The sequence below is a fragment of the Oryzomonas sagensis genome (assembly GCF_008802355.1).
GTDB classification, from domain to species: Bacteria; Desulfobacterota; Desulfuromonadia; order Geobacterales; family Pseudopelobacteraceae; genus Oryzomonas; species Oryzomonas sagensis.
This window is the reverse complement of record NZ_VZRA01000006.1, coordinates 1-19,424: the sequence shown is the minus strand read 5'-3', so window position 1 is coordinate 19,424 and position 19,424 is coordinate 1. Positions and strand designations below refer to the sequence as shown.

The window sequence follows — 19,424 nt, the reverse complement described above, 5'->3', positions numbered from 1 at the left end:
CCCGTGAACTCACGTGTTGATCGTTCCGGCCGGGATTTGCCCCTCGCACGGGACCCTGGTCTGGCAGAGGCCGCACCCGGTCTGGGTTACGCCGTATTTCTCCGCGACCGCCGCCACCGCCGTGCCGTAGACGTAACGGCCGCAGGCGTCCTTATCGTGTCCCTGGTACGAAATAGCCCCGGCCGGGCAACGTCCGATGCAGGCGCCGCAACTCTTCTCCCGGTAATAGAGGCAGTTGTGATAGGGGCCGGGGTAGGGGCGCGGGCTCGGCATCAACGGCAGGTCGGTAATCACGCTGCCGCAGCGATGGGCGATCCCGCGGGGGGTGATCAGGGCGTCGTTCAGGCTGAAGGTGCCCAGACCGGCGGCATAGGCGGCGTGGCGCTCCGACCAGGTGGAGGCTCTCCCGACCGGGGTTTCGGGGTATTCGCGCCAGGTCGCTTCCAGCTGGGGCGCCACGGCGCGGTGTCCCTGTTCGGCCAGCCACTCCGTCACATGGCGGCGCAGGGCGGCGTTGAACTGCTCGCCGAAGTTCCGGGTTCGGGCCCAGGCCGGAGAAGGATGGACCTCTTCCCGGCGGTTGCTGTCCCGCGTCGGCTGGGTGATGGGCAGAATCCAGGAAATGACCGTGGCCGCCCGCACGCCGGTGCCGAAACCGAGCTCCATCACCTCGTGCGGCGTACGGTGAAACGCTCCGATGATCCGTTTGTAGTCATCGAAGAGTGGATCGTCGGCCGCGGCATAGCCGACCAGCGGTTCATCGAAATACGGCTCATCGCTCTCGGGAAAACGCCCGGTCGGGCTTTCCCCGACAAAGCGGCAGATCATGGCGCGGATGCGCTCTTCCATCCCCGTCTCCTTTCCTGCCGTAGTTATGCCATCAAGGCGCGCGCCGCTTCCTCGGCCTGTTGCAGGATGTGCCCCGGCACGACGTCGGTTCTACCGGGGCCGATGCCGCAGGCGCGGATCAGCGTGGTCTCGCCGAACCCCATCCATTTCAGGAACCCTTCGTAGCGCGGGAAGATATCGGAAAATGCCGCCTCTTCCGGCTGCCCCTGGGTCTGGACGAAGACCAGCTTTTTGGGCGCCAGGCGGCTCGGCTGCGGGTTGGTGATATAGTCGGGGACCAGGTAGGAGTAGCTGCGGTCGATGAAGCCCTTGAGTTGGCTGGTGATGTCGCCGTAATAGACCGGCGAGGCCAGCACCACCGCGTCCGCCTCGCTCACTGCGGCCAATACCTCGCTCAGGTCGTCTTTGAGCGCGCATCGGTCGAGTTTGGTCTTGCAGGCATAGCACGCCTGGCAGCCGCGGTAGGCAAGACGGTTCAATTCAAAGGACCGCGTTTCCGCCCCCAGATCCCCGGCGGTTTTCAGAAGATGGTTGGCGATGGTGGCACTGCTCCCCTTGGTGCGGGGGCTTCCCAGCAGACAAACGATTTTCATTTCATTCCCTCCGTTGTGATGGCCTTGCCGATCTCCCACGCCTTGCCCAGGAATTCCCCCAGGCCGTAGTATCCCATGTGGGCCGTGTCCCAGATCATGGGCCTGACTTTGGTGATGTCCGGGTATCCCTTGGCACCGATAAGTGCCTCGTCCGCCTTGACGTCCACGATCTCCCCCACGAACTGGGTGTGCAGGCCCAGTTCGTGGATATGCAGCAGGCGGCACTCCACCACCAGCGGCACCTCGTCCACGTAGGGGGCGTCCACCAGGTCGCTTTTCACCGCCGTCCAGCCGCAGGCGGCGAACTTGTCCCCGTCGCGGCCCGATACGGTCCCCACATAATCGGCCTGCGCCACCTGGGCCTGGGAGGGGATGCTGACGGTGAACGCCTTGCGCGCCACGATGGCGGCATGGCTGTAGGTCGCCTTGCGCAGGGAGACCGCCAGGCAGGGGGGCTGGGAACAGCAGATGCCGCCCCAGGCGGCGGTCATGACGTTTGCCGCCCCCGCCTCGTCATAGGTGCCGACCAGCCACACCGGGGTTGGGGTGGCCAGTGTCTTTGCTCCAATGGATTGTTTCATCGGTTCCTCCTTGATTGGTTCGCCAATCTGACGATAATAGACCGGTCAACTATATTTTGAATAAATAAAGGGCTTACTTCTGCCCCAGGATGGCGCTGAAGAGGAGATCGACGAAGTCCCGCATCGGCTGGGGCGATTTCATCACCTTGGCCCGCAGGATCGCACCTTCCCAGCCGGAAAGGATGAAACCGGCCGTTACCGCCGGATCGACCGCATCGGAAAGCTCCCCACGGCTCTGGGCCTCGCGCAGACAGGCGGCGAAGCGCTCCCGCCACATGCCGAAGATCTCGTCCAGCCGGGCGCGGAAGCGCTCGTTCAGATCGGCCAGTTCCTGCCCCAGGTTGCCGATCAGGCACCCCTTGGTGCACTGGTTCTGGGTCACGCGCGTCAGACCGCTCTCAAAAAAATCGCGGATGCGGGCGAGCGGCGCAAGGTTCTCGTTGCCGAGGAACTCCTCCATGCGTTGCTCGAAGCGTTCGGCGAAGTGATCGATCACCGCCAGGCCGAACTCTTCCTTGCTCCTGAAGTAGTGGTAGAACGACCCCTTGGGGACGCCGGCCTCTTTCAAAACGGCGTCGATGCCGGTGGCGTTGTATCCTTGGCGGGCGATCATCTCGGTGCCGATGCGGATGATCTCGCCTCGTGTGTCTTTCTTTTTCATGGGCATAAAAATAGACCGGTCGGTCTAATGTGTCAAGGGGAATTATCAAAATCAGAGAGGCCAGAATCCGCGACGCCTTCACGGCTTTTCTCGCTTGGCATGCCTCTGTCTCAACGGTGCCAGACGTGGTTTCTCCGTGACGGAGTACGCATGACACAGGCGGCTTGGCGCTCGCTCCGCCGTTCAGGCGCCACGGATTCTGGAATGATGCACCACGCATGTGCTCTTTTTCAATGGTATACACAACACTTTACTTCACAAGGCTTTGGGGTAAAATAGCAGCCACCGGCAGTGCCGGCGTGCCCCTGACTATCCCGACGGAGGATTGACATCATGCTCACCTTACAAGACCCGACCCTTTTTCGCCAGCAATGCTATATCGACGGCCAGTGGCTTCATGCCGCGGACGGCGGCACCATTTCGGTCAACAACCCGGCCACCGATGAAATCATCGGCACGGTTCCCCGGATGGGCGCAAGCGAGACCCGCACCGCCATCGCGGCGGCCAACGCGGCCTATCCGGCTTGGCGGGCCAGGACCGCTGCGGATCGTTCCCGGCTCCTGCGCCGCTGGTACGAGTTGCTGTTGGAAAATCAGGAGGACCTGGCGATCCTCATGACCGCCGAACAGGGCAAGCCGCTGGCCGAATCCCGGGGCGAGATCGCCTATGCCGCCTCGTTCATCGAATGGTTCGCCGAGGAGGGAAAGCGGGTCTACGGCGACACCATCCCCACCGTGCAGAACGACAAGCGGATCGTCGTCATCAAGGAACCGATCGGCGTCTGCGCCGCCATCACCCCCTGGAACTTCCCCGCCGCCATGATCACCCGCAAGGCCGGACCGGCCCTGGCCGTCGGCTGCACCATGGTCCTCAAACCGGCCAGTCAGACCCCCTATTCTGCCCTGGCCCTGGCCGTGCTGGCCGAGCGGGCCGGCATCCCGGCCGGGGTGTTCAACGTGGTCACCGGGGTCTCCGGCGCCATCGGCGGCGAGATGACCGCCAACCCCATCGTCCGCAAGCTGACCTTCACCGGCTCGACGGAAATCGGCAAACTGCTCATGCAGCAGTGCGCCGGGACGGTCAAGAAGGTGGCCATGGAGTTGGGGGGCAACGCACCCTTCATCGTGTTCGACGATGCCGACCTGGATGCCGCGGTGGAAGGGGCTATCGCCTCCAAGTATCGCAACAGCGGCCAGACCTGCGTCTGCACCAATCGCTTCCTGGTGCAGGCCGGCATCTACGACGCCTTTGCCGAAAAATTGTCCGCCGCCGTGGGCAGGCTGAAAGTGGGCGACGGGCTCAAGGGGGACACCCAGCAGGGGCCGCTGATCGACATGAAGGCCGTGGAGAAGGTGGAGGAACACATCGCCGACGCCCTTGCCAAGGGGGCGCGCATCGTCGCCGGCGGAAAGCGGCACGAACTGGGCGGCAGCTTCTTCCAGCCCACCATCCTGGCCGATGTCACCCCTGCCATGGCGGTGGCCCGGGAAGAGACCTTCGGCCCGCTGGCGCCCCTGTTCCGTTTTACCACCGACGAGGAAGCGGTTGCCATGGCCAACGACACCGAATTCGGGCTTGCCTCCTACTTCTACAGCCGGGATATCGGCCGGGTCTGGCGGGTGGCCGAGGCCCTGGAATACGGGATTGTCGGCATCAATACCGGCCTCATCTCGTCCGCAGTTGTCCCCTTCGGCGGGGTAAAGGAATCGGGGGTCGGCCGGGAGGGGTCCCGGTACGGCGTCGATGACTTTTTGGAGATCAAGTACCTCTGCATGGGCGGGATCTGATTTATCCTAAAGAGGGCAGTCATTCACCACAAAGGCACAAAGAGCACAAAAGATTCAAAGAGTTAGCGGCAAAAAGGGGGTTACCCAGAAGGTGAGTCCAGCCATCATATAACTAACTGAAATCACTATTTGTGTAACTTTGTGTCCTTTGTGTCTTTGTGGTGAACTGCTTTTTCTCGGTTTATATGCTTATTCGGCGCAGCAGGAGAGCCTGCTGATATCCCTGTCGAACCCCTGGGCGCAAAGCTTCAGCCCTTCGCCGATGGAGGGGTAGACGTGCATGGTGGTGGCCAGATCCGCCACGGTTGCCTTCAGGTGCAGGGCCAGGGCCGCCTCGTTGATCAGGTCCGCCCCCCGGTGGCAGGCCAGATGCACCCCCAGGAGCCGCCCGGTCGGCCGGTCGGCGATCATCTTGATCATCCCGGCGGTGTGGCCGGTGACGTGGGCCTTGGGAATGGCGCTGACCGGCATGACGTTGACCGCCACCTCAAAACCGGCTTGCCGGGCGCTTTCCTCGGTATGGCCCACCATGCCGATCTCCGGGTCCGTGAAGATCGCCATGGGGGCCGACAGGTAATCCATGGTGCAGCCGCACCCCTCGTTGAACATGTCGTCGACCGCCACGATGGCCTGACGGGCTCCCACCGTGGCGATCAGCATCCTGCCGGTCACGTCACCGGCCGCCCAGATGCCGCCGGTTGAGGTGCGCATGCGCCCATCGGTGACAATAAAGCCCTTCGGGTCCGTCCCCACGTTCGCCTGTTCCAGGCCGAGCCCTTCCGTGGCCGGGCCGGTCCCCACCGCCAGGAGCAGTCGTTGGGCGGTGTATTCGTGGCGCCTGCCGCACACATCGGCGGAGAGTACATTCACATCCCCCGCACGATCGGCCGAACAGATGGTCACATTCGTCACCACCTTGATGCCTTCCCCAACCAGCACCGCGCGGAGCGCTTCGGCCGCTTCCCGCTCCACGGTCGGCAAGAGATGCGGTCCGTGTTCGAGGATCGTCACGCGGCAGCCCAGGCGATGGTACATCTGCCCCAGTTCGACGGCAATGACGCCGCCCCCCACGATGACCAGGGATGGGGGAAGCTCCTTCATCAGCAGGGCGCTCCGGCTCGTCAGATAGTTGCACCCTTCGATCCCCGGAATAGGGGGGATGCGCGGCTTGCCACCCACCGCGACAAGAAAACGGGGAGAGCGATACCGTTTGTCGTTGGCTTCGATGGTGTGCGGGTCGATGAAGCGTGCGGTCCCCTTGACGAGTTCCAGACCGGACATGTTTTTGAGCACGTCCAGGTAGCGTTCCTGGCGGAGCGTGCGCACGACCTTTTCCCGGTGGGCGAAGAGCGCCTCGCAAGCGACGCCCTGCCTGCCATCCTCAAGTCCGAGCCCGAGCCTCATCCCCAGATGGGCCTCGTGATTGAACAGGGCCGCGTGGATGAGGGTCTTGCTGGGGATACAACCCCAGTTGATGCAGGTGCCTCCCAGAACGCTCTTTTCGAACATGAGCACCCGTGCGCCGTGGGAGGTGGCGCGCAATGCCCCCGCAAAGGCGGTGGAACCGGAGCCGAGGATGATCAGGTCGGGTATGCCGCTGGTTGTCATGGAGGATTCTCCTCAGTGGTTGCCGCATGACGTCGATGCTCCTGGGCGCTGTCCCGCGCCGGGCATCGGCATAAAAAAGGCTGCCGATCATCGGCCGGCAGCCTTCAGGTCCGGGTGTATTTCAGGAATCGACCGCATTGCCGTGGGTCTCCACGTCGAAGATCGTCATCAACGCCTCGGGCGTATAGGCGCAGATGTGGGTACGCACACCTTCCTTGGCCCGATGCACCCATTCGATTTTGTCCCCGGACGCCTCATGGATGAACTTCACCCGTGTCCCGCCGACCCGTTTGACTTCATCCCGCATCTCGTTCATGGTCAATAGTTGCAGGCCGCCGATCTCTTCACTTTCCGTGGCATGTTCCAGGAACCGGTCAAGCAGTTCGTAATCGAGAAAATCCTCTTCCTTGCGCCACCACTTGACGAAGCAGTGATCCGTTGTTGCCCGCTCCCTGACGGTTGCCAGTATCTCACGTCCTTTCATGGCACACCTCCTCTGCCGGCAAACGGCGGCGATGCCTCCCGCAACCGGCTTGTGCTCTGCCTCTGGATAGTATTATACGCCGGTTTTGCCGTTCAGACGGCGCTTTTTGCCGAAATATGCACCCTGCGTGGTCCTGGGCGATTCATGGGGCGGCGATGCCGCCCCTGGCCGTACAAAATCGTTTACTTTACCCGGTTGTTTGCCTATCATATTTTTCCATGTCTGCACCGGGAACCGTTGACATCCGTCCCATGACCAAGGCCGATCTGGAGAGCGTGCTGGCCATCGAGCAGGCCTCCTTTTCCCATCCCTGGCGCCATGAGCATTTCCTGCACGAACTTGCGTCACCCTATTCGTTTCCGTTCGTCGCCGTCATCGAAGGCGCGGTGGGCGGTTATGTCTGCCTGATGTCGCTTTTCGAAGAGGCCGAGATCCTGGACATCGTCGTGGCGCCGCACCTGCGGGGACGGGGTATCGCCCGGGCGCTGCTGGAGCATGCCGTTGCCATCGCCCAGGGGAAACAGGCCGGGATCATGAGGTTGGAAGTCCGCGCCTCCAATCGGGCAGCCATCGCCCTCTACGAGAGGTCCGGTTTCTCCCGGACCGGGGTGCGGACGAAGTATTACGAAGGCGTGGAGGACGCGCTGTTGATGGAAAAATCACTCTCAACAGGTTGTTGAAAAACAGCCATCGGGCCTTCATCCTCGAAAGCCCTTTTGTGCGGCGTAGCGCCCCTCATCCTATCCTTCTCCCCAAGGGAGAAGGGATACCGTTACCCTCTCCCTCTGGGAGAGGGTGGCCAAAGGCCGGGTGAGGGCCTCCGCAGGGCTTGTCGAGCGGGTGCGACGATCTGACTATTTTTGAACAACCTGGGTGTTTCAACAACCTGCTAAGGAGACTATAAATGCAGTTCAAGTCCATGATCATATCCAACGTGGAGGTCTCGCCCGGCTACTGGCGCATGCGTATGACCGCTCCCTCCGAGTTCCCCGCGGCCCAACCGGGGCAGTTCGTGATGGTACGGGTGAATGATGCCATCGATCCGCTCCTGCGGCGCCCTTTCGGCATCTTCGACGTGGGGGTCCACACCCCGGCCCAGACCGGCGCCGCATCCCAGCCCTACCTGGAGATGCTCTACCGGGTGGTGGGGAAGGGGACCGGCATGCTTTCGGCGCTGCATGATACCGACCTGCTGGATGTCTTGGGACCTTTGGGGAAGGGGTTCCAGCTCGGCGCTCCCGGGGAGGAAAAAATCATCGTGGGCGGGGGGGTCGGACTGGCGCCGCTCTACCTGTTGGCCAAGGAGTTGGTGAAGCAGTCGCCGGTGCGGCTCTTCGTCGGCGGCAGGACGCGGGACGACGTCCTCTGCATCACCGAATTCGAACGCCTGGGGGTGGAGTGCTATGTGGCCACCGAGGATGGGTCGTTGGGGGAATGTGGCCTGGTGACCGAGGCCCTGATCAGGCGGCTGGCTGCCTGCGACGGCACGCCGCGCATCTTCGCCTGCGGTCCCCATGGCATGCTGAACGCCGTGGCCGGCATCGCCGCCCAAAGGAACATCCCCTGTCAGGTCTCCCTTGAGGGGTATATGGCCTGCGGCATGGGGGCCTGCCTGGGGTGTGTCACTCCGGGGCACCACCACTCCAATGAAACCCCTGATTATCGCTGCGTCTGCGCCGATGGACCGGTCTTCGACGCTGCCGAACTGAAGTGGGAGGCCTGAAACCATGAAACCTGACCTGTCTGTATCCATTGCGGGGCTGGAACTGCGCAACCCGGTGATGACCGCTTCGGGCACCTTCGGCTATGGCGAGGAATTTGCGGAATACGTGGACCTGGCAACCATCGGCGCCTTCGTGACCAAGGGGCTGTCCTTAAGGCCCCGGGCCGGCAATCCCACGCCGCGCATCGTGGAGACGCCGGGCGGCATGCTGAATGCCATCGGCCTCCAGAACGTGGGCATCGACGCCTTTATCGAGAAAAAGGTCCCCTTCCTCCGTTCGGTCGCCACCCCGGCCATTGCCAATTTCTTCGGCAACACCATCGACGAGTACGCCGAACTGGCCCGCCGTTTGGACGCCATCCCCGAGATCGCCGGGTTGGAGGTGAATATTTCCTGCCCCAATGTCAAGCAGGGGGGCATCGTTTTCGGTACCGATCCCCAGTGCGCCTTCCAGGTGGTCACGGCCTGCCGCGAGGCCACCATCAAGCCGTTGATCGTCAAGCTCTCGCCCAATGTCACGGATATCGTCTCCATGGCCAAGGCTTGCGCCGATGCGGGGGCCGACGCCCTGTCGCTGATCAACACCCTGACCGGCATGGCCATCGACCTGGAGCGCCGTCGGCCCGTGCTGGCCAACATCACCGGCGGCCTCTCGGGCCCGGCGGTCAAGCCGGTGGCGTTGCGCATGGTCTGGCAGGTGGCCCGGGCGGTCAACTTGCCGATCATCGGCATCGGCGGCATCATGAACGCCCGCGACGCCCTGGAGTTCATCCTGGCCGGCGCGACGGCGGTGCAGGTCGGGACCGCCAGTTTCATCAATCCGGGGGCTGCTCAGGAAATCGCTGAAGGCATGGAAAAGTGGCTGGCGGAAAACGGCGTTGAAGATGTGAAGAGCCTGATCGGGGCTCTGGAGGCCTGACAGGTTGTTGAAAAACAGCCATCTCGCCGCGTCCTCGAAAGCCTCCTTGTGACTTCGGCCTGCGGCCTCACCCTTCGGGCGCCTTCGCGGTCCAATTTCACGAGTGAAATTGTGCGGCGTAGCGCTGCTACGCCTCCGCGGGGCTTGTCTAGCGGGTGCGACGATCTGACTATTTTTGAACAACCAGGTCTTTTCAACAGCCTGCTGGAGGCCTACTACCACGTCGCCTTATGAGGCAAAGGCGTAGTTGTTCTTGGCGCCTTGCTTGACGCGATACATGGCCATGTCGGCCGTGTTCATGAGGGTGTCCACGGCGTCGCCATCCTGGGGGAAGATGCTGATGCCGATGCTCGCCCCCACATGGCACTCGAGCCCTTTGAACATGAACGGCAGCGAAAGAAGCGTCAGCATCTTCTCCGCCACCTGGGTGATATGCCCGAGATCGGCAACATCCAGCAGCATGACCGCAAATTCGTCTCCCCCCATACGCGCGACCGTATCCGAGTCCCTGACGCATCCCGCCAGACGCCGGGCCGTCTCCCGCAACAGCGCATCGCCGCTGTCATGCCCGTAGGTATCGTTAATCGTCTTGAAACCATCCAGGTCCACGAACAGCAGGGCGAATCCCGTCTGACTCCTTTTGGCATGGGCCAGCGCCCGCCCGATCCTGTCAAAGAAGAGCGCCCGGTTGGGCAGGCCGGTCAACTCGTCGTGATGGGCCATGTGATCGAGCTTTTCCTGCAGCGTCTTGCGCTCGGTGATATCCTCCTTGATGGCGATGAAGTTGGTGAGCTCACCCTGTGCGTCCCAGATGGGGGCGATGGTGGCATGCTCCCAGAACAACTCCCCATTCTTCTTCTTGTTCAGAAACTCCCCATGCCAGAGTCCTCCGGCGAGGATGGTCCGCCAGAGATCGCTGTAGAATTCGGGGGGCAGGATGCTCCCGCGCAGGATGCGGGGATTCTGGCCGGCGACCTCCTCCGCCGTATAGCCGGTAAGCTCGCAGAACTTGGGGTTGACGTATTCGATTGCGCCGGCCGTGTCGGTGATGACGATCGAAACCGGACTTTGAATAATGGCCGCCGACAGTTTCCGCAGCTTTGCCTCGGCCTTGTCGCGTAACTGCATCTGATCGTTGAGCGCCGCGTTAAGGTAGTGAAAGCGAATAGCGACCACAGAGACGGCGATGATGATCGCCATGGCCGCGCCCAGGGTCCCGTAGAGCCAGTCCGGGAGCCGTGGCTGTTCGCCGGCATGGAGGAAGCTTTCCAGGGGAAACGGTTTCGCTGCCGGGATCAGTCCCAACTGGGAATAGGTGTCGGCGATGTGCTGCCACCGGCCGGGGTTCATGTAGCCGACTTCCATCAGGTCAGGCCTGATCAGCTTTTGCAGCTCTCCAGCTTCGTAGGCAAGCTGCCCCCGGGTGAGGCGGTGGGTATTGTAGCGTTTCAGGATGAGGTCGATCATTTCGTCCTGATGCTCAAGGGCGTATTTCCAGCCGCGGAGGCTTGCATCGCGAAATTGCCGCACCATTTCGGGCTGCTTTTGTACCACCTCCCGGCGCGTGAAGAGCGTATCGCCGTAAAAATCGATCCCGCTCCGCTCGGGATAGATGATGGAATAGGCGATTCTTCGTTTTTCGAGCTGATAGGGTTCGGTCGTACTGTAGACAGAGGCGGCGTCAACCTCGCCGTTCAGGAGCTTTTCAAGGGAAAATTCGTGGGGAACGACCTTGATCGCGTTGTCGGGTACCCCCTCCGCCCTGAAGAGCGCCATGACCTCGGCCGACATCGGTTCAAGCATGACCCGTCTGCCCGCCAGATCATGGACGTTTCTGATGTTGTTTGCGTTGAGGGAGAGGATGCCTAGGGGCGAATGCTGCAGGATGGCGGCAAGGGCGACGACCGGTTTCCCCTCAGCCCGCAGCAGGACCAGAGAGCTGCCTCCCACCCCGAACTGGGCCTCCCCGTTCAGGACCGCCTCAGCGGGGTCGCTCCCCTGGGTCGCCTCACGGAGCGTTACCACAAGCCCGGCATCGCGGTAGTAGCCCTTTTCCACGGCGGCGTAATATCCGGCGAATTGGAACTGGTGTTTCCACTTCAATTGCAGGGTGACCGGCGTCAGCACGGTAGTGCCGGCCAGAAGCAGGGCAGGGTGGAGGAGAAGGAGGAAAAAGGCCGCCAGGGGAATGATGCCGAACAAGATGCTCGGGAACGATGAACAGGATTTCGCCGGACAGGGTGCGATCAGGAAACGCCTCTTCATGTACACTCCCGGGTTGTGGAATCTCTGTACAATGAGCTCACGTAATGGACTGCGCCCCCCCACCTCTGGAGATAGGAGGATAATGTTCAGCGCAGGCATAAAGTATACCTCAGGTTAAATTGATGTGAAGCGATTTTGTAATTGATGTACAAAAAAGAGAAAATTTGACTGGGAGGATGGAGCAAACGGGAAGAGGAACCGCTGTCGTGCGGCTCCTCTTCCCGTTTGTGCCGCATGTGTGCTGAATCGGTCGGTAAACTTCTCTCGTTTCTTGTATTACTTCGTACCGTAAATCGACTTGATTACGATTTCGGCCTTTGTTCCGGGCGCCGGCCTCTTGTTCCAGTCAAAGCGGTAATAATTCTTGGTCTCCTTCAGGGGAAGCGAATTGTCGGCGATGATCCCCCCATTGCACCCGGGTGGGCAGACAATACAGCCCGATGCAAAGTTGATCGTCTCGGCCGTGCCATGGTAGACGAAATGCGGAGTAGAGGGCTTGATGACGTCTTTGCCGTCAACCGCAATCTTTTCTTCGGTCAGATTCTCCTGTGCCGTTTTACCAGCCGGGGAATCAGGGATACCGCGACGATGAGACCGATCCCGATAAAAAATTCGCGGGAGACCTTACCCTTGAGCAATCCCAGCAACGAGCTCGAAAACGTGATAAAGGCGATAGTGCCGGGCAGCATGAAGATAAAGGTTGCCACGGCATACTGGGGAAACGGTATCTTCGTCAGGCCGAAGGCAAAATTGAGCAGGTTGAAGGGGAACAGGGGGATCAACCGGGTAAAGGCCACCGCCTTCCAGCCGTTCTGGGCGGTTTCGCTGTCGAGTCTGTTCCACCGCGAACCGACCAGCTGCCGTTCTACCCAGTCCCGGGCGGCGTAGCGGGCGATCAGGAACGCCACGCAGGCCCCCAGGGTGGCCCCGATGATCGTGTAGACCACCCCCCAGACCGGCCCGAAGACGGTTGCCCCGGCCATGCTGATGGGGAGGCCGGGCAGCATCAACGCGGGAGCGACCGTATAGATGGCGATGTACACCAGCGGCGCCACGATGCCGAAGCCGCTAAACAGGGCACGCAGCCGTTCCGGTTCCAGGTACTGGCCGACTCCGCTTGCCCGCACCAGAACTATGGCGGCAATCATGACGCCCAGAAAGAGCAGCGGCCGGAGCATCCCGGAACCGCTGCCGGGAACGCTTCTCTCCCTGGTTGTGGCGGCGGGCACGATTTTCTTGAACCGGGATTTGAGCCGCAGGCGATTGACATAGGTGATCGGCCCCGCTGACGGTTTCGGCGCGTCGAAGACCAGGTCGAGGACATGGCTGACCGTAAGCCGTTTCCCGAGGTGATTGGCGCAGCCGGCACAGTAGGTGACCACCTGGCGGCCCGCGGCTTCACCCGACCGGAGTTCTCCCCAGGCATCGGCCAGGTCGGGGGCCAGGGCCCCCACGGTCCCCCCTTCACCGCAGCAGAGCGTTTTTGTCCGCGCGTGCGGCATCTCTGCGATCACACGGCCGGATCGGGAAACCAACCTTCGCGCCGCTTCCTGCGGCGCGGAGGCGAACCTGATTACGCAGGGGTCGTGGATGGTCACCGGAGAAGCTGACGCCTCCGCCGTTGTCTCCGGCATGATCCCGGCAAGCCGTTCGTAGACCGTCTCTGTCTGAAGGTGCGGGGCATATTCGGTAAAGACCTTGTAGCAGTTGGGGCAGGCCACCAGGACCCGTTGTATCCCGTGGGATTCCAGCCAGGCCACCATCTCGCCGAACATTTGGGAAAAATACGGTTCCCTCCCCAGGTCGTGGGACGGTTTGGTGCAGCAGTCCAGCACCAGGCCGAGGGCGGGAAACGCCTCTTTCAGCCGTTCATAAACCGCTACGGTCACGCCGGGGCGGGTGCCCGGCAAGGCGCAGCCGGGGAAAAAGATCGTGGTGCACCCTTCAGGCAGGCCGTACCACGTGAAGCGGCGGGACGTGCCGGTCCGCTCGTACCCGAGCAGCCCCTTGTGCTCGCGGAACGAGCCAAAGCCCCGATCGACCGCCTCGCGCCGCATCTCCAGAAAGAGGGCCTGGGGCTTGACGCCGCTGGGGCAGACGGCCGAGCAGAGTCCGCAGAGGCTGCACTCGAAGCAGACGACATTTTTTTTCGGGTCATCCGGGTCGTAGGAACGGGCGATATCGCGTGGGGAACCGTAGAGCTTCAGGAAGCCGCACTCCCCGACGCAGACGCCGCACCCGGTGCAGCCGCTGATTTCATCCGCAAGCAGTGCCGCCAGTTGCGGCCGCAACGCCTTGGTTTCACTCTGGATCGAACTCATTCTGTTTTACCTAGCGGAGGAGCATCCTAAAGAGTTAGCTGGTTAAGGTCAAATTGGTTTATCGGATTGAAATTATAATTTTGAAAGGTAATTACGATATTGCATCGCTCAATAGCGCAATCCCCACGGGAAAAACAGCCGCCCTATGGTACTTCGGCCCTTACGGCATGCCGAAGGTGGTGCCGTGAGGGGGACTCTATTGCTCATGTTGGCGAAGAGCCGGTTTCGGGAACTGCCGTTTGCGCCCTTCCTGGTCAACGGCCACATAGGTGTATGACGCTTCCGTGACCAAGTACAAGGCGTTTTCCTTGTCGATCGGCGCTTCCCGCAGGCTCGGCTTAACCCAAACCTCCAACCTGATGGTGATGGAGGTGTTTCCGACCCTCGTAACTTTGCCGAAGCAACAGACAATGTCGCCGGTCTTTACCGGTTTGATGAATTTCATCGCGTCCACAGCAATGGTCACGGCGCGGCCGCCGGTGATCTCTATTGCCAACATGCCGCCGGCGATGTCCATCTGCGACATGATCCATCCCCCGAAGATATCTCCATTCGCGTTCGTATCGCTCGGCTTTGCATAGGTGCGGAGAAGCAATTCTCCCACCGGGAACTCGGTGTGGTTGGCCAAGACGGTCTCCTTTGTTCCGTTCTGAAAAATCAAGGGTTAACCCTCCCGTCGATTTTAACGTGTGAATTCGTGGGCTATGGGGCTGCTGTAATGATACAGGTATCGGCAATAACCGTGCAGGCCTTTACGCTATAGTGGCGTGTCACGGGAGATGAGTCGTGGGGAACATCATTAAATATCAGATAGTCATTTGATGGAGTGTAACGGCTACTTCTTTGCCCAGTTGCGAAGCGGTCCACTGTCGTTATGCACGAAGTTCTGCCGCGGATAATAGCCGACGCCACCGTAGCCGAAATAGTTGCGCGCCAGTTGGGCATACTGGCACACCTTGCTGATCGGCACGCCAGGTATGGAGTAGTCCACCGCCTTGCCCTGCATGTGGAACGAGTTGCGCGCCACGTTCTCGCTCTTCCTGGCGAGTATGGCGTTGTATTCCGGCGTCCGGTAGGCTGAGTTGATGTAGATTTCCTTGACCCCGAGGAGCTGTGCAACGTAGTTGATCATCTCTATGGTGGCAATGTCCATGTCGGTGTATTTGTTGTCGTAATTGCAGCGCATGAAATAGTTGAGCGAGCCGAGGATTTTGGGATCATACTCCCCGTAGCCGTTCCTGAACTTGAAGAGGTACCGTTCCTTGAAGTGTGTGTTATAGAGAATGATCTTGCCCTCGTTGAACAAAGGCTGCCCCTTTATCTTGCGCTCAACCAGGCCGCCCACCAGGCTTTCGAGGGCTTTTTCGTCGCGTTGGGCGGCAATGAACTGCTCGGCGGTTATGTTCGGACCAACGGCGATGTCCTTTGGGATGTCGCCGTTCTCGACGAGGTCGCTGATCCCCGTGGATACGTTGTGCTTCAAGAGCGCTTTCGCCAGAGAACTGTGCGGCACCAACAACAATCCGGCGCCAGCTGCAATAAACTGTCTTCGTGTGAGCATGCCTATATATCCTTGTGAAAGAGAGCCTGCGGGAACCTGCCGCGGGCTCGTTTGAAGAGCGATGCGCGCCCGGAACTCCTCGATATGAATTGTCAGTGTTGCCGAATTTTTGATTCGAACGCTTTTAATACGGATATTGCCACCAGTCGGATGGCAGGGTCAAGAAAAACTGAATTAAATTATTTGAACAGAAATAATACCGGCTCAACCTTAGACGGCAACCACAAAACTTATCGTCTGACAACGCTGATCGCCATCAGGATAAGCTATCTGTGCAAGACAGACGTACTTCCCGATATCGGTTTGTTTTGAGATAAATCGTTTTTATGATCGTTTCCTTTACCTCGCAAGATAACTAGAGTATCCACCAGAGGATGTAGGAAACAATAAGGACTTAGGCAATAAAGCCTGAGCCTTTGAGGTATTGGCCCGCCCCTGGGGCTTCTCCTGGGCGGGTGGTTTCCCCGCATTCAAACGGCCACGGAGCCGCTGATGGAGCTGTTTGCCCAGGCCAATCCGGTGATCCTGGCCCATATCATCATCTTCTTGGTACACTACCCTTGGCGAAACGACCAGGCTGCCTTACAAGGAAGCCTGGTACGAGCAGGACCCCTACGCCTACATCAGGCAGACCCGGGAAGCGGCCTGACAGGAAGGGCCGCGCCGGTACCGGTGAACCATGCAGTTTTGCCGCGGCATTTGCAAACCGCTCTATCCTCTTTTGCGAGGTGGGGCGGTTTGTGTTTCCACAATTGATGGATGTGCGCTACCATGTTGCAGCTTCAGGCCCGTCGGCCGTGCGGTTCGTCCGTAGTCGTCATCCCGGATGGTCCACTACACGGAGCTGGAGTGGGCCGGGGCCTGCGGAGTGCCCCCTGCCATTGAACCATACCGAAAAGGAGCATTTGACCCGATGAACACTCAATCTTTCGATTTCGATACCCCCGTCGACCGCAGCGCCACCGATAGTGAAAAATGGGACAAGTACCAGGGGCGGGACGTCATCCCGCTCTGGGTGGCGGACATGGACTTCCGCTCTCCCCCGGCGGTGATTGGGGCGCTGCACGAGCGGATCGAGCATGGGGTGTTCGGCTACACCCACCCGCCGCAGGGGCTGGTGGAGGCGGTGCTGGATCACCTGGAACGGGATTTCGGCTGGCAGGCCCAGCCCGAATGGCTGGTCTGGCTCCCCGGCCTGGTGTGCGGCCTGAACGTGCTCAGCAGGGCCGTGGGGGAGGTTGGCGACGAGGTGATAACCTTCACCCCGGTGTATCCCCCCTTCATGTCGGTCCCGACCCTGTCGCAGCGCACCACGGTCAAGGTGCCGCTGCAACTGCACAACGGCCGCTGGGTGGCCGATATGGAAGCGCTGGAGCGGGCCATCACGCCCCGCACCAGGCTGCTCCTGCTGTGCAGTCCGCACAACCCGGTGGGACGGGCCTGGACCCGTGAGGAACTGCAACAGTTCGCCGCCGTGGCCGAGCGCCACGACCTGGTGATCGGCTCGGACGACATCCACGCCGGCCTGATCCTGGACGAGGGAGCGCGTCATCTGCCGATAGCCACCCTGTCGCCGGAGACGGCCCGCCGGACGATTACGCTGCTGGCTCCCAGCAAGACCTACAACATCCCCGGCCTGGGGTGTTCCTTTGCGGTGATCGGCGATCCCGCCCTGCGCCGCAGCTTCATCAAGGCGGCCGGCCGCATCGTGCCGCACGTCAACCTGCTGGGCTACACCGCCGCCGAAGCGGCCTACCGGCACGGCGAACCGTGGCGGCACGACCTGCTCTCGTACCTTCGCGGCAACCGCGATCTCCTGGCTGAAACCGTGGCGCGGATGCCCGGCCTGACGACCTTTCACGTGGAGGCCACCTACCTGGCCTGGATCGACACCCGTGCCGCCGGCATCGGCGATCCGGGCCGCTTCTTCGAGGAGGCCGGAGTTGGCTTGTCCAATGGCGCCGAGTTCGACGCGCCGGGGTTTGTGCGGCTCAACTTCGGATGTGCGCGGGGCCTGCTGAAGGAAGCATTGCAGCGGATGGAACGGGCGCTACAACAACGATGAAGAGACTGTACGCAATTTAATCCGCGGCCCACTCCGTATGTGATCGTTCGGTTTCGGCTCTGCCTGGCTTGTGAAAAAGGTCCCCGCTTGCGCGGGGACATAACAGGGGAGGATGCACTGCTCTTGCTTGCTTCAGAGACCCGTTGATGCTTCCGGGGATCAGGTTGTCAGGAACATTCGTCCGTCGTGCTGAATTCGCGAATCTTCAAACCTGATCATTAGTTGTTTGTCGGATGAAACAGGAGTTCGTCGAGTACGTCATTAGCATCCTCCAGCTTGTTTTTCAATTTCTGCAATTCCTTGGGGGTATAGACCTTGGTTCCCTTCTCTATCTCCTGTTTCAATCGGTCGATCTTCGTTTGGATACTCAGTGCCTGGTCCCCACAGCCTTTTGCGTTGAGTATGCAGTTGGCTTTTTGCCGTTTCGACGCATCCTCGGTTTGGCGAAATGAAAATCGCTTTCCAGTGCAGACGCAGTGTTGACGCTGCCAGCCACCAATAAGCCTCCAACAACCGCCCGAGGTGCGGCAGGCCAGGTCCCTGACCGAGCCGCTGTAGCCGGTGATGGCGTTCAAGCGCCGTTCCCGGATGGATGCTTCCGCCACATTCGTATTGATGGCCATGATTCTCTTCTCCTTATAGTGGACAGCCGCCGCCGATCAAGCCGACCGCATCGGCACGGCACTGCTGGCAGCCCCTGAACTGGCTGATGGTCTGTTCGTTGCCCGCCCGCACCGCTTCCAGGTACTCGGGCGACGGCGGAGCGACATGGGCCAACTCCGCCTGGGGGATGATCGGCATGATGTTCATGACAAATGCCCCGCACTCGCTGACCCTGTCGGCGATAAGCGGTATCTGGCTGTCGTTGATGCCGGGGGTCAGCACCGTGTTGACCTTGACCACCAGACCCTGCTCGGCGGCCCGGCGCACCCCTTCGAACTGGTTTTCGATCAGGATGGCGGCTCCCTCCTCGCCCCGGTAGTGGGTGCCGTGGTAGATCACGTGGCGATAGATCTGAGCCCCGACAGCCGAATCGACGGCATTGATGGTCACCGTAAGGCTGTGCAGGTTGATCTTTGCCAGGTCCTTGAGCCGTTCGGGGAGCAACAGGCCGTTGGTGCTCATGCAGAACATGAGTTCGGGAAACTCGGCCTTCACCAGCCGGAAGGTTTCAAAGGTCTCCTCATTGGCCAGCGGGTCGCCGGGCCCGGCGATGCCGATCACCTTGATGACCTTGCCGAGTTGCCCGTCGGCCATGGTGCCGCGCACCTGCTCCAGGGCTTCCCGGGGGGAGAACAGGCGGCTGGTGACGCCGGGGCGCGATTCATTGGCGCAGTCGTGCTTGCGGTCGCAGTAGCCGCACTTGATGTTGCAGCGCGGCGCCACGGCCAGGTGGATGCGGCCGTTTTTGTGCCGGTTCCCGCCGAAGCAGGGGTGGCCATGGGTAACGCGGTCTTTGGTGCATGATGATATGGTCATGGTGCGATCTCCCGTAGAAAACGAAACGAGGCCGAGGGAATGGTTCCCCCGGCCTCCAGTTGTCTAGTCAGCGCGGCATACGATATTTTGTTGTTGGTCTGCGGAAGTGGGGACGTTGGTTTGTTAAATCCCGCCGCCGTCCACATACCCGACCTTGTTGAGCCGGATCTTCTCGCTCTTGTCCACCTGGATCACCCGGCCGTCCTGCACCACCAGGGTCACCGTGCCGAAACGGATCGAGCTCAGCGCCTCACGCACGACCTGCTCCAGGTCCCGGCTCCATGGCTCAGGGGGCGGGGCGGCCATCAGATGCCCTCGAACAGCGGCGTGGAAAGGTAGCGCTCTGCCGCGTCGGGAAGGATGGCCACAATGGTCTTGCCGGCAAATTCGTCCAGCTTGGCGAGTCGCACCGCCGCCGCAGCAGCGGCACCGCTGGAGATGCCCACAAGAATGCCTTCTTCGCGGGACAGCCGCTTGGCGAATTCGATCGCTTCGGCGCTCTCCACCGGTTCGACCCGGTCGATTAC

20 protein-coding genes are annotated in these 19,424 nt (G+C 61.0%); 6 read left to right on the top strand and 14 right to left on the bottom strand.

The features are described 5' to 3' along the window. Positions 1–9: 9 nt before the first annotated feature. The 4 genes from F6V30_RS15340 to F6V30_RS15325 all read right to left on the bottom strand — a co-directional run bounded on the left by F6V30_RS15340 (position 10) and on the right by F6V30_RS15325 (position 2,684). Positions 10–849 carry an epoxyqueuosine reductase gene (locus F6V30_RS15340; protein ID WP_151157864.1) on the bottom strand — a complete coding sequence of 280 codons (840 nt, stop codon included), beginning with the start codon at positions 847–849 and terminating at the stop codon, positions 10–12. A gap of 23 nt (positions 850–872) precedes the next feature. Further along, complete coding sequence (locus F6V30_RS15335) at positions 873–1,442, bottom strand: flavodoxin family protein (protein ID WP_151157863.1); 570 nt, start codon at positions 1,440–1,442, stop codon at positions 873–875. Then, positions 1,439–2,023: a flavin reductase family protein gene (locus F6V30_RS15330; RefSeq protein WP_151157862.1), complete on the bottom strand. Its 585-nt coding sequence runs from the start codon at positions 2,021–2,023 to the stop codon at positions 1,439–1,441. Before F6V30_RS15330 ends, F6V30_RS15335 begins: the two co-directional genes overlap by 4 nt. Positions 2,024–2,096: 73 nt before the next feature. Next, positions 2,097–2,684 carry a TetR/AcrR family transcriptional regulator gene (locus F6V30_RS15325; RefSeq protein ID WP_151157861.1) on the bottom strand — a complete coding sequence of 196 codons (588 nt, stop codon included), beginning with the start codon at positions 2,682–2,684 and terminating at the stop codon, positions 2,097–2,099. A gap of 333 nt (positions 2,685–3,017) precedes the next feature. On the opposite strand from F6V30_RS15325, the gene gabD reads away from it, so the two are divergent. Continuing rightward, positions 3,018–4,472, top strand: coding sequence for an NADP-dependent succinate-semialdehyde dehydrogenase (gabD, locus tag F6V30_RS15320; RefSeq protein WP_151157860.1), 1,455 nt, complete (start codon positions 3,018–3,020; stop codon positions 4,470–4,472). Positions 4,473–4,661: 189 nt separating this feature from the next. Here the strand turns inward: gabD and merA are convergent, their stop codons facing one another. Further along, the gene (merA, locus tag F6V30_RS15315; protein ID WP_151157859.1) at positions 4,662–6,080 is read right to left on the bottom strand and encodes a mercury(II) reductase; all 1,419 of its coding nucleotides are present in this window, start codon (positions 6,078–6,080) and stop codon (positions 4,662–4,664) included. A 121-nt stretch (positions 6,081–6,201) separates the two neighbouring features. Continuing rightward, positions 6,202–6,564 (bottom strand): hypothetical protein, encoded by a 363-nt coding sequence (locus tag F6V30_RS15310; RefSeq protein ID WP_151157858.1) that lies wholly within the window; start codon positions 6,562–6,564, stop codon positions 6,202–6,204. A 218-nt stretch (positions 6,565–6,782) separates the two neighbouring features. Between F6V30_RS15310 and rimI the strand changes: the two genes are divergently transcribed. The 4 genes from rimI to F6V30_RS15295 all read left to right on the top strand — a co-directional run bounded on the left by rimI (position 6,783) and on the right by F6V30_RS15295 (position 9,206). After that, on the top strand, positions 6,783–7,244 hold the full coding sequence (rimI, locus tag F6V30_RS15305) for a ribosomal protein S18-alanine N-acetyltransferase (protein ID WP_151157857.1): 462 nt from the start codon (positions 6,783–6,785) through the stop codon (positions 7,242–7,244). Between the two features lie 193 nt (positions 7,245–7,437). Next, a complete protein-coding gene (locus tag F6V30_RS17525) occupies positions 7,438–7,596 on the top strand; it encodes a hypothetical protein (RefSeq protein ID WP_420850291.1) in 159 nt (52 codons plus the stop codon). Beyond that, positions 7,526–8,287: a dihydroorotate dehydrogenase electron transfer subunit gene (locus F6V30_RS15300; protein WP_420850293.1), complete on the top strand. Its 762-nt coding sequence runs from the start codon at positions 7,526–7,528 to the stop codon at positions 8,285–8,287. The genes F6V30_RS17525 and F6V30_RS15300 overlap by 71 nt, the downstream gene beginning before the upstream one ends. Before the next feature lie 4 nt (positions 8,288–8,291). Continuing rightward, positions 8,292–9,206, top strand: a complete 915-nt coding sequence (locus tag F6V30_RS15295) for a dihydroorotate dehydrogenase (RefSeq protein WP_151157855.1) — start codon at positions 8,292–8,294, stop codon at positions 9,204–9,206. A 228-nt stretch (positions 9,207–9,434) separates the two neighbouring features. Here F6V30_RS15295 and F6V30_RS15290 read toward each other — a convergent pair whose 3' ends face one another. The 4 genes from F6V30_RS15290 to F6V30_RS15275 all read right to left on the bottom strand — a co-directional run bounded on the left by F6V30_RS15290 (position 9,435) and on the right by F6V30_RS15275 (position 15,353). Beyond that, positions 9,435–11,471, bottom strand: a complete 2,037-nt coding sequence (locus F6V30_RS15290) for an ABC transporter substrate-binding protein (protein WP_191965731.1) — start codon at positions 11,469–11,471, stop codon at positions 9,435–9,437. Between the two features lie 536 nt (positions 11,472–12,007). Next, positions 12,008–13,792, bottom strand: coding sequence for a VTT domain-containing protein (locus tag F6V30_RS15285; protein WP_151157853.1), 1,785 nt, complete (start codon positions 13,790–13,792; stop codon positions 12,008–12,010). 196 nt (positions 13,793–13,988) lie between these two features. Next, the gene (gene yciA, locus F6V30_RS15280) at positions 13,989–14,420 is read right to left on the bottom strand and encodes an acyl-CoA thioester hydrolase YciA (RefSeq protein WP_151157852.1); all 432 of its coding nucleotides are present in this window, start codon (positions 14,418–14,420) and stop codon (positions 13,989–13,991) included. A gap of 207 nt (positions 14,421–14,627) precedes the next feature. Then, positions 14,628–15,353: a YcbK family protein gene (locus F6V30_RS15275; RefSeq protein ID WP_151157851.1), complete on the bottom strand. Its 726-nt coding sequence runs from the start codon at positions 15,351–15,353 to the stop codon at positions 14,628–14,630. Positions 15,354–16,266: 913 nt separating this feature from the next. Between F6V30_RS15275 and F6V30_RS15265 the strand changes: the two genes are divergently transcribed. Further along, positions 16,267–17,418 (top strand): MalY/PatB family protein, encoded by a 1,152-nt coding sequence (locus F6V30_RS15265; protein ID WP_151157850.1) that lies wholly within the window; start codon positions 16,267–16,269, stop codon positions 17,416–17,418. A 218-nt stretch (positions 17,419–17,636) separates the two neighbouring features. Here the strand turns inward: F6V30_RS15265 and F6V30_RS15260 are convergent, their stop codons facing one another. From F6V30_RS15260 to F6V30_RS15245, 4 genes are all read right to left on the bottom strand, one after another. Then, complete coding sequence (locus F6V30_RS15260) at positions 17,637–18,041, bottom strand: hypothetical protein (protein WP_151157849.1); 405 nt, start codon at positions 18,039–18,041, stop codon at positions 17,637–17,639. Positions 18,042–18,054: 13 nt separating this feature from the next. Beyond that, positions 18,055–18,897, bottom strand: a complete 843-nt coding sequence (locus F6V30_RS15255) for a radical SAM protein (protein ID WP_151157848.1) — start codon at positions 18,895–18,897, stop codon at positions 18,055–18,057. Positions 18,898–19,020: 123 nt separating this feature from the next. Then, positions 19,021–19,203 (bottom strand): YezD family protein, encoded by a 183-nt coding sequence (locus F6V30_RS15250; RefSeq protein WP_151157847.1) that lies wholly within the window; start codon positions 19,201–19,203, stop codon positions 19,021–19,023. Beyond that, positions 19,203–19,424, bottom strand: a 222-nt coding sequence (locus tag F6V30_RS15245) for a pyridoxal-phosphate dependent enzyme (protein WP_151157846.1), incomplete at its 5' end; no start/stop codon positions are given. The genes F6V30_RS15250 and F6V30_RS15245, both read right to left, overlap by 1 nt.

Excerpts from the sequence above, each read along its gene's own strand:
- F6V30_RS15275 (WP_151157851.1), bottom strand. The coding sequence starts at position 15,353 with ATGCTCACACGAAGACAGTTTATTGCAGCTGGCGCCGGATTGTTGTTG.
- F6V30_RS15310 (WP_151157858.1), bottom strand. The coding sequence starts at position 6,564 with ATGAAAGGACGTGAGATACTGGCAACCGTCAGGGAGCGGGCAACAACG.
- F6V30_RS15295 (WP_151157855.1), top strand. The coding sequence starts at position 8,292 with ATGAAACCTGACCTGTCTGTATCCATTGCGGGGCTGGAACTGCGCAAC.
- F6V30_RS15260 (WP_151157849.1), bottom strand. The coding sequence starts at position 18,041 with ATGGCCATCAATACGAATGTGGCGGAAGCATCCATCCGGGAACGGCGC.
- F6V30_RS15250 (WP_151157847.1), bottom strand. The coding sequence starts at position 19,203 with ATGGCCGCCCCGCCCCCTGAGCCATGGAGCCGGGACCTGGAGCAGGTC.
- F6V30_RS15335 (WP_151157863.1), bottom strand. The coding sequence starts at position 1,442 with ATGAAAATCGTTTGTCTGCTGGGAAGCCCCCGCACCAAGGGGAGCAGT.
- rimI (WP_151157857.1), top strand. The coding sequence starts at position 6,783 with ATGTCTGCACCGGGAACCGTTGACATCCGTCCCATGACCAAGGCCGAT.
- merA (WP_151157859.1), bottom strand. The coding sequence starts at position 6,080 with ATGACAACCAGCGGCATACCCGACCTGATCATCCTCGGCTCCGGTTCC.
- F6V30_RS15255 (WP_151157848.1), bottom strand. The coding sequence starts at position 18,897 with ATGACCATATCATCATGCACCAAAGACCGCGTTACCCATGGCCACCCC.
- F6V30_RS15340 (WP_151157864.1), bottom strand. The coding sequence starts at position 849 with ATGGAAGAGCGCATCCGCGCCATGATCTGCCGCTTTGTCGGGGAAAGC.
- F6V30_RS15265 (WP_151157850.1), top strand. The coding sequence starts at position 16,267 with ATGAACACTCAATCTTTCGATTTCGATACCCCCGTCGACCGCAGCGCC.
- F6V30_RS15285 (WP_151157853.1), bottom strand. The coding sequence starts at position 13,792 with ATGAGTTCGATCCAGAGTGAAACCAAGGCGTTGCGGCCGCAACTGGCG.
- F6V30_RS15330 (WP_151157862.1), bottom strand. The coding sequence starts at position 2,023 with ATGAAACAATCCATTGGAGCAAAGACACTGGCCACCCCAACCCCGGTG.
- F6V30_RS15325 (WP_151157861.1), bottom strand. The coding sequence starts at position 2,684 with ATGAAAAAGAAAGACACACGAGGCGAGATCATCCGCATCGGCACCGAG.
- F6V30_RS15290 (WP_191965731.1), bottom strand. The coding sequence starts at position 11,471 with ATGAAGAGGCGTTTCCTGATCGCACCCTGTCCGGCGAAATCCTGTTCA.
- F6V30_RS15300 (WP_420850293.1), top strand. The coding sequence starts at position 7,526 with ATGCGTATGACCGCTCCCTCCGAGTTCCCCGCGGCCCAACCGGGGCAG.
- gabD (WP_151157860.1), top strand. The coding sequence starts at position 3,018 with ATGCTCACCTTACAAGACCCGACCCTTTTTCGCCAGCAATGCTATATC.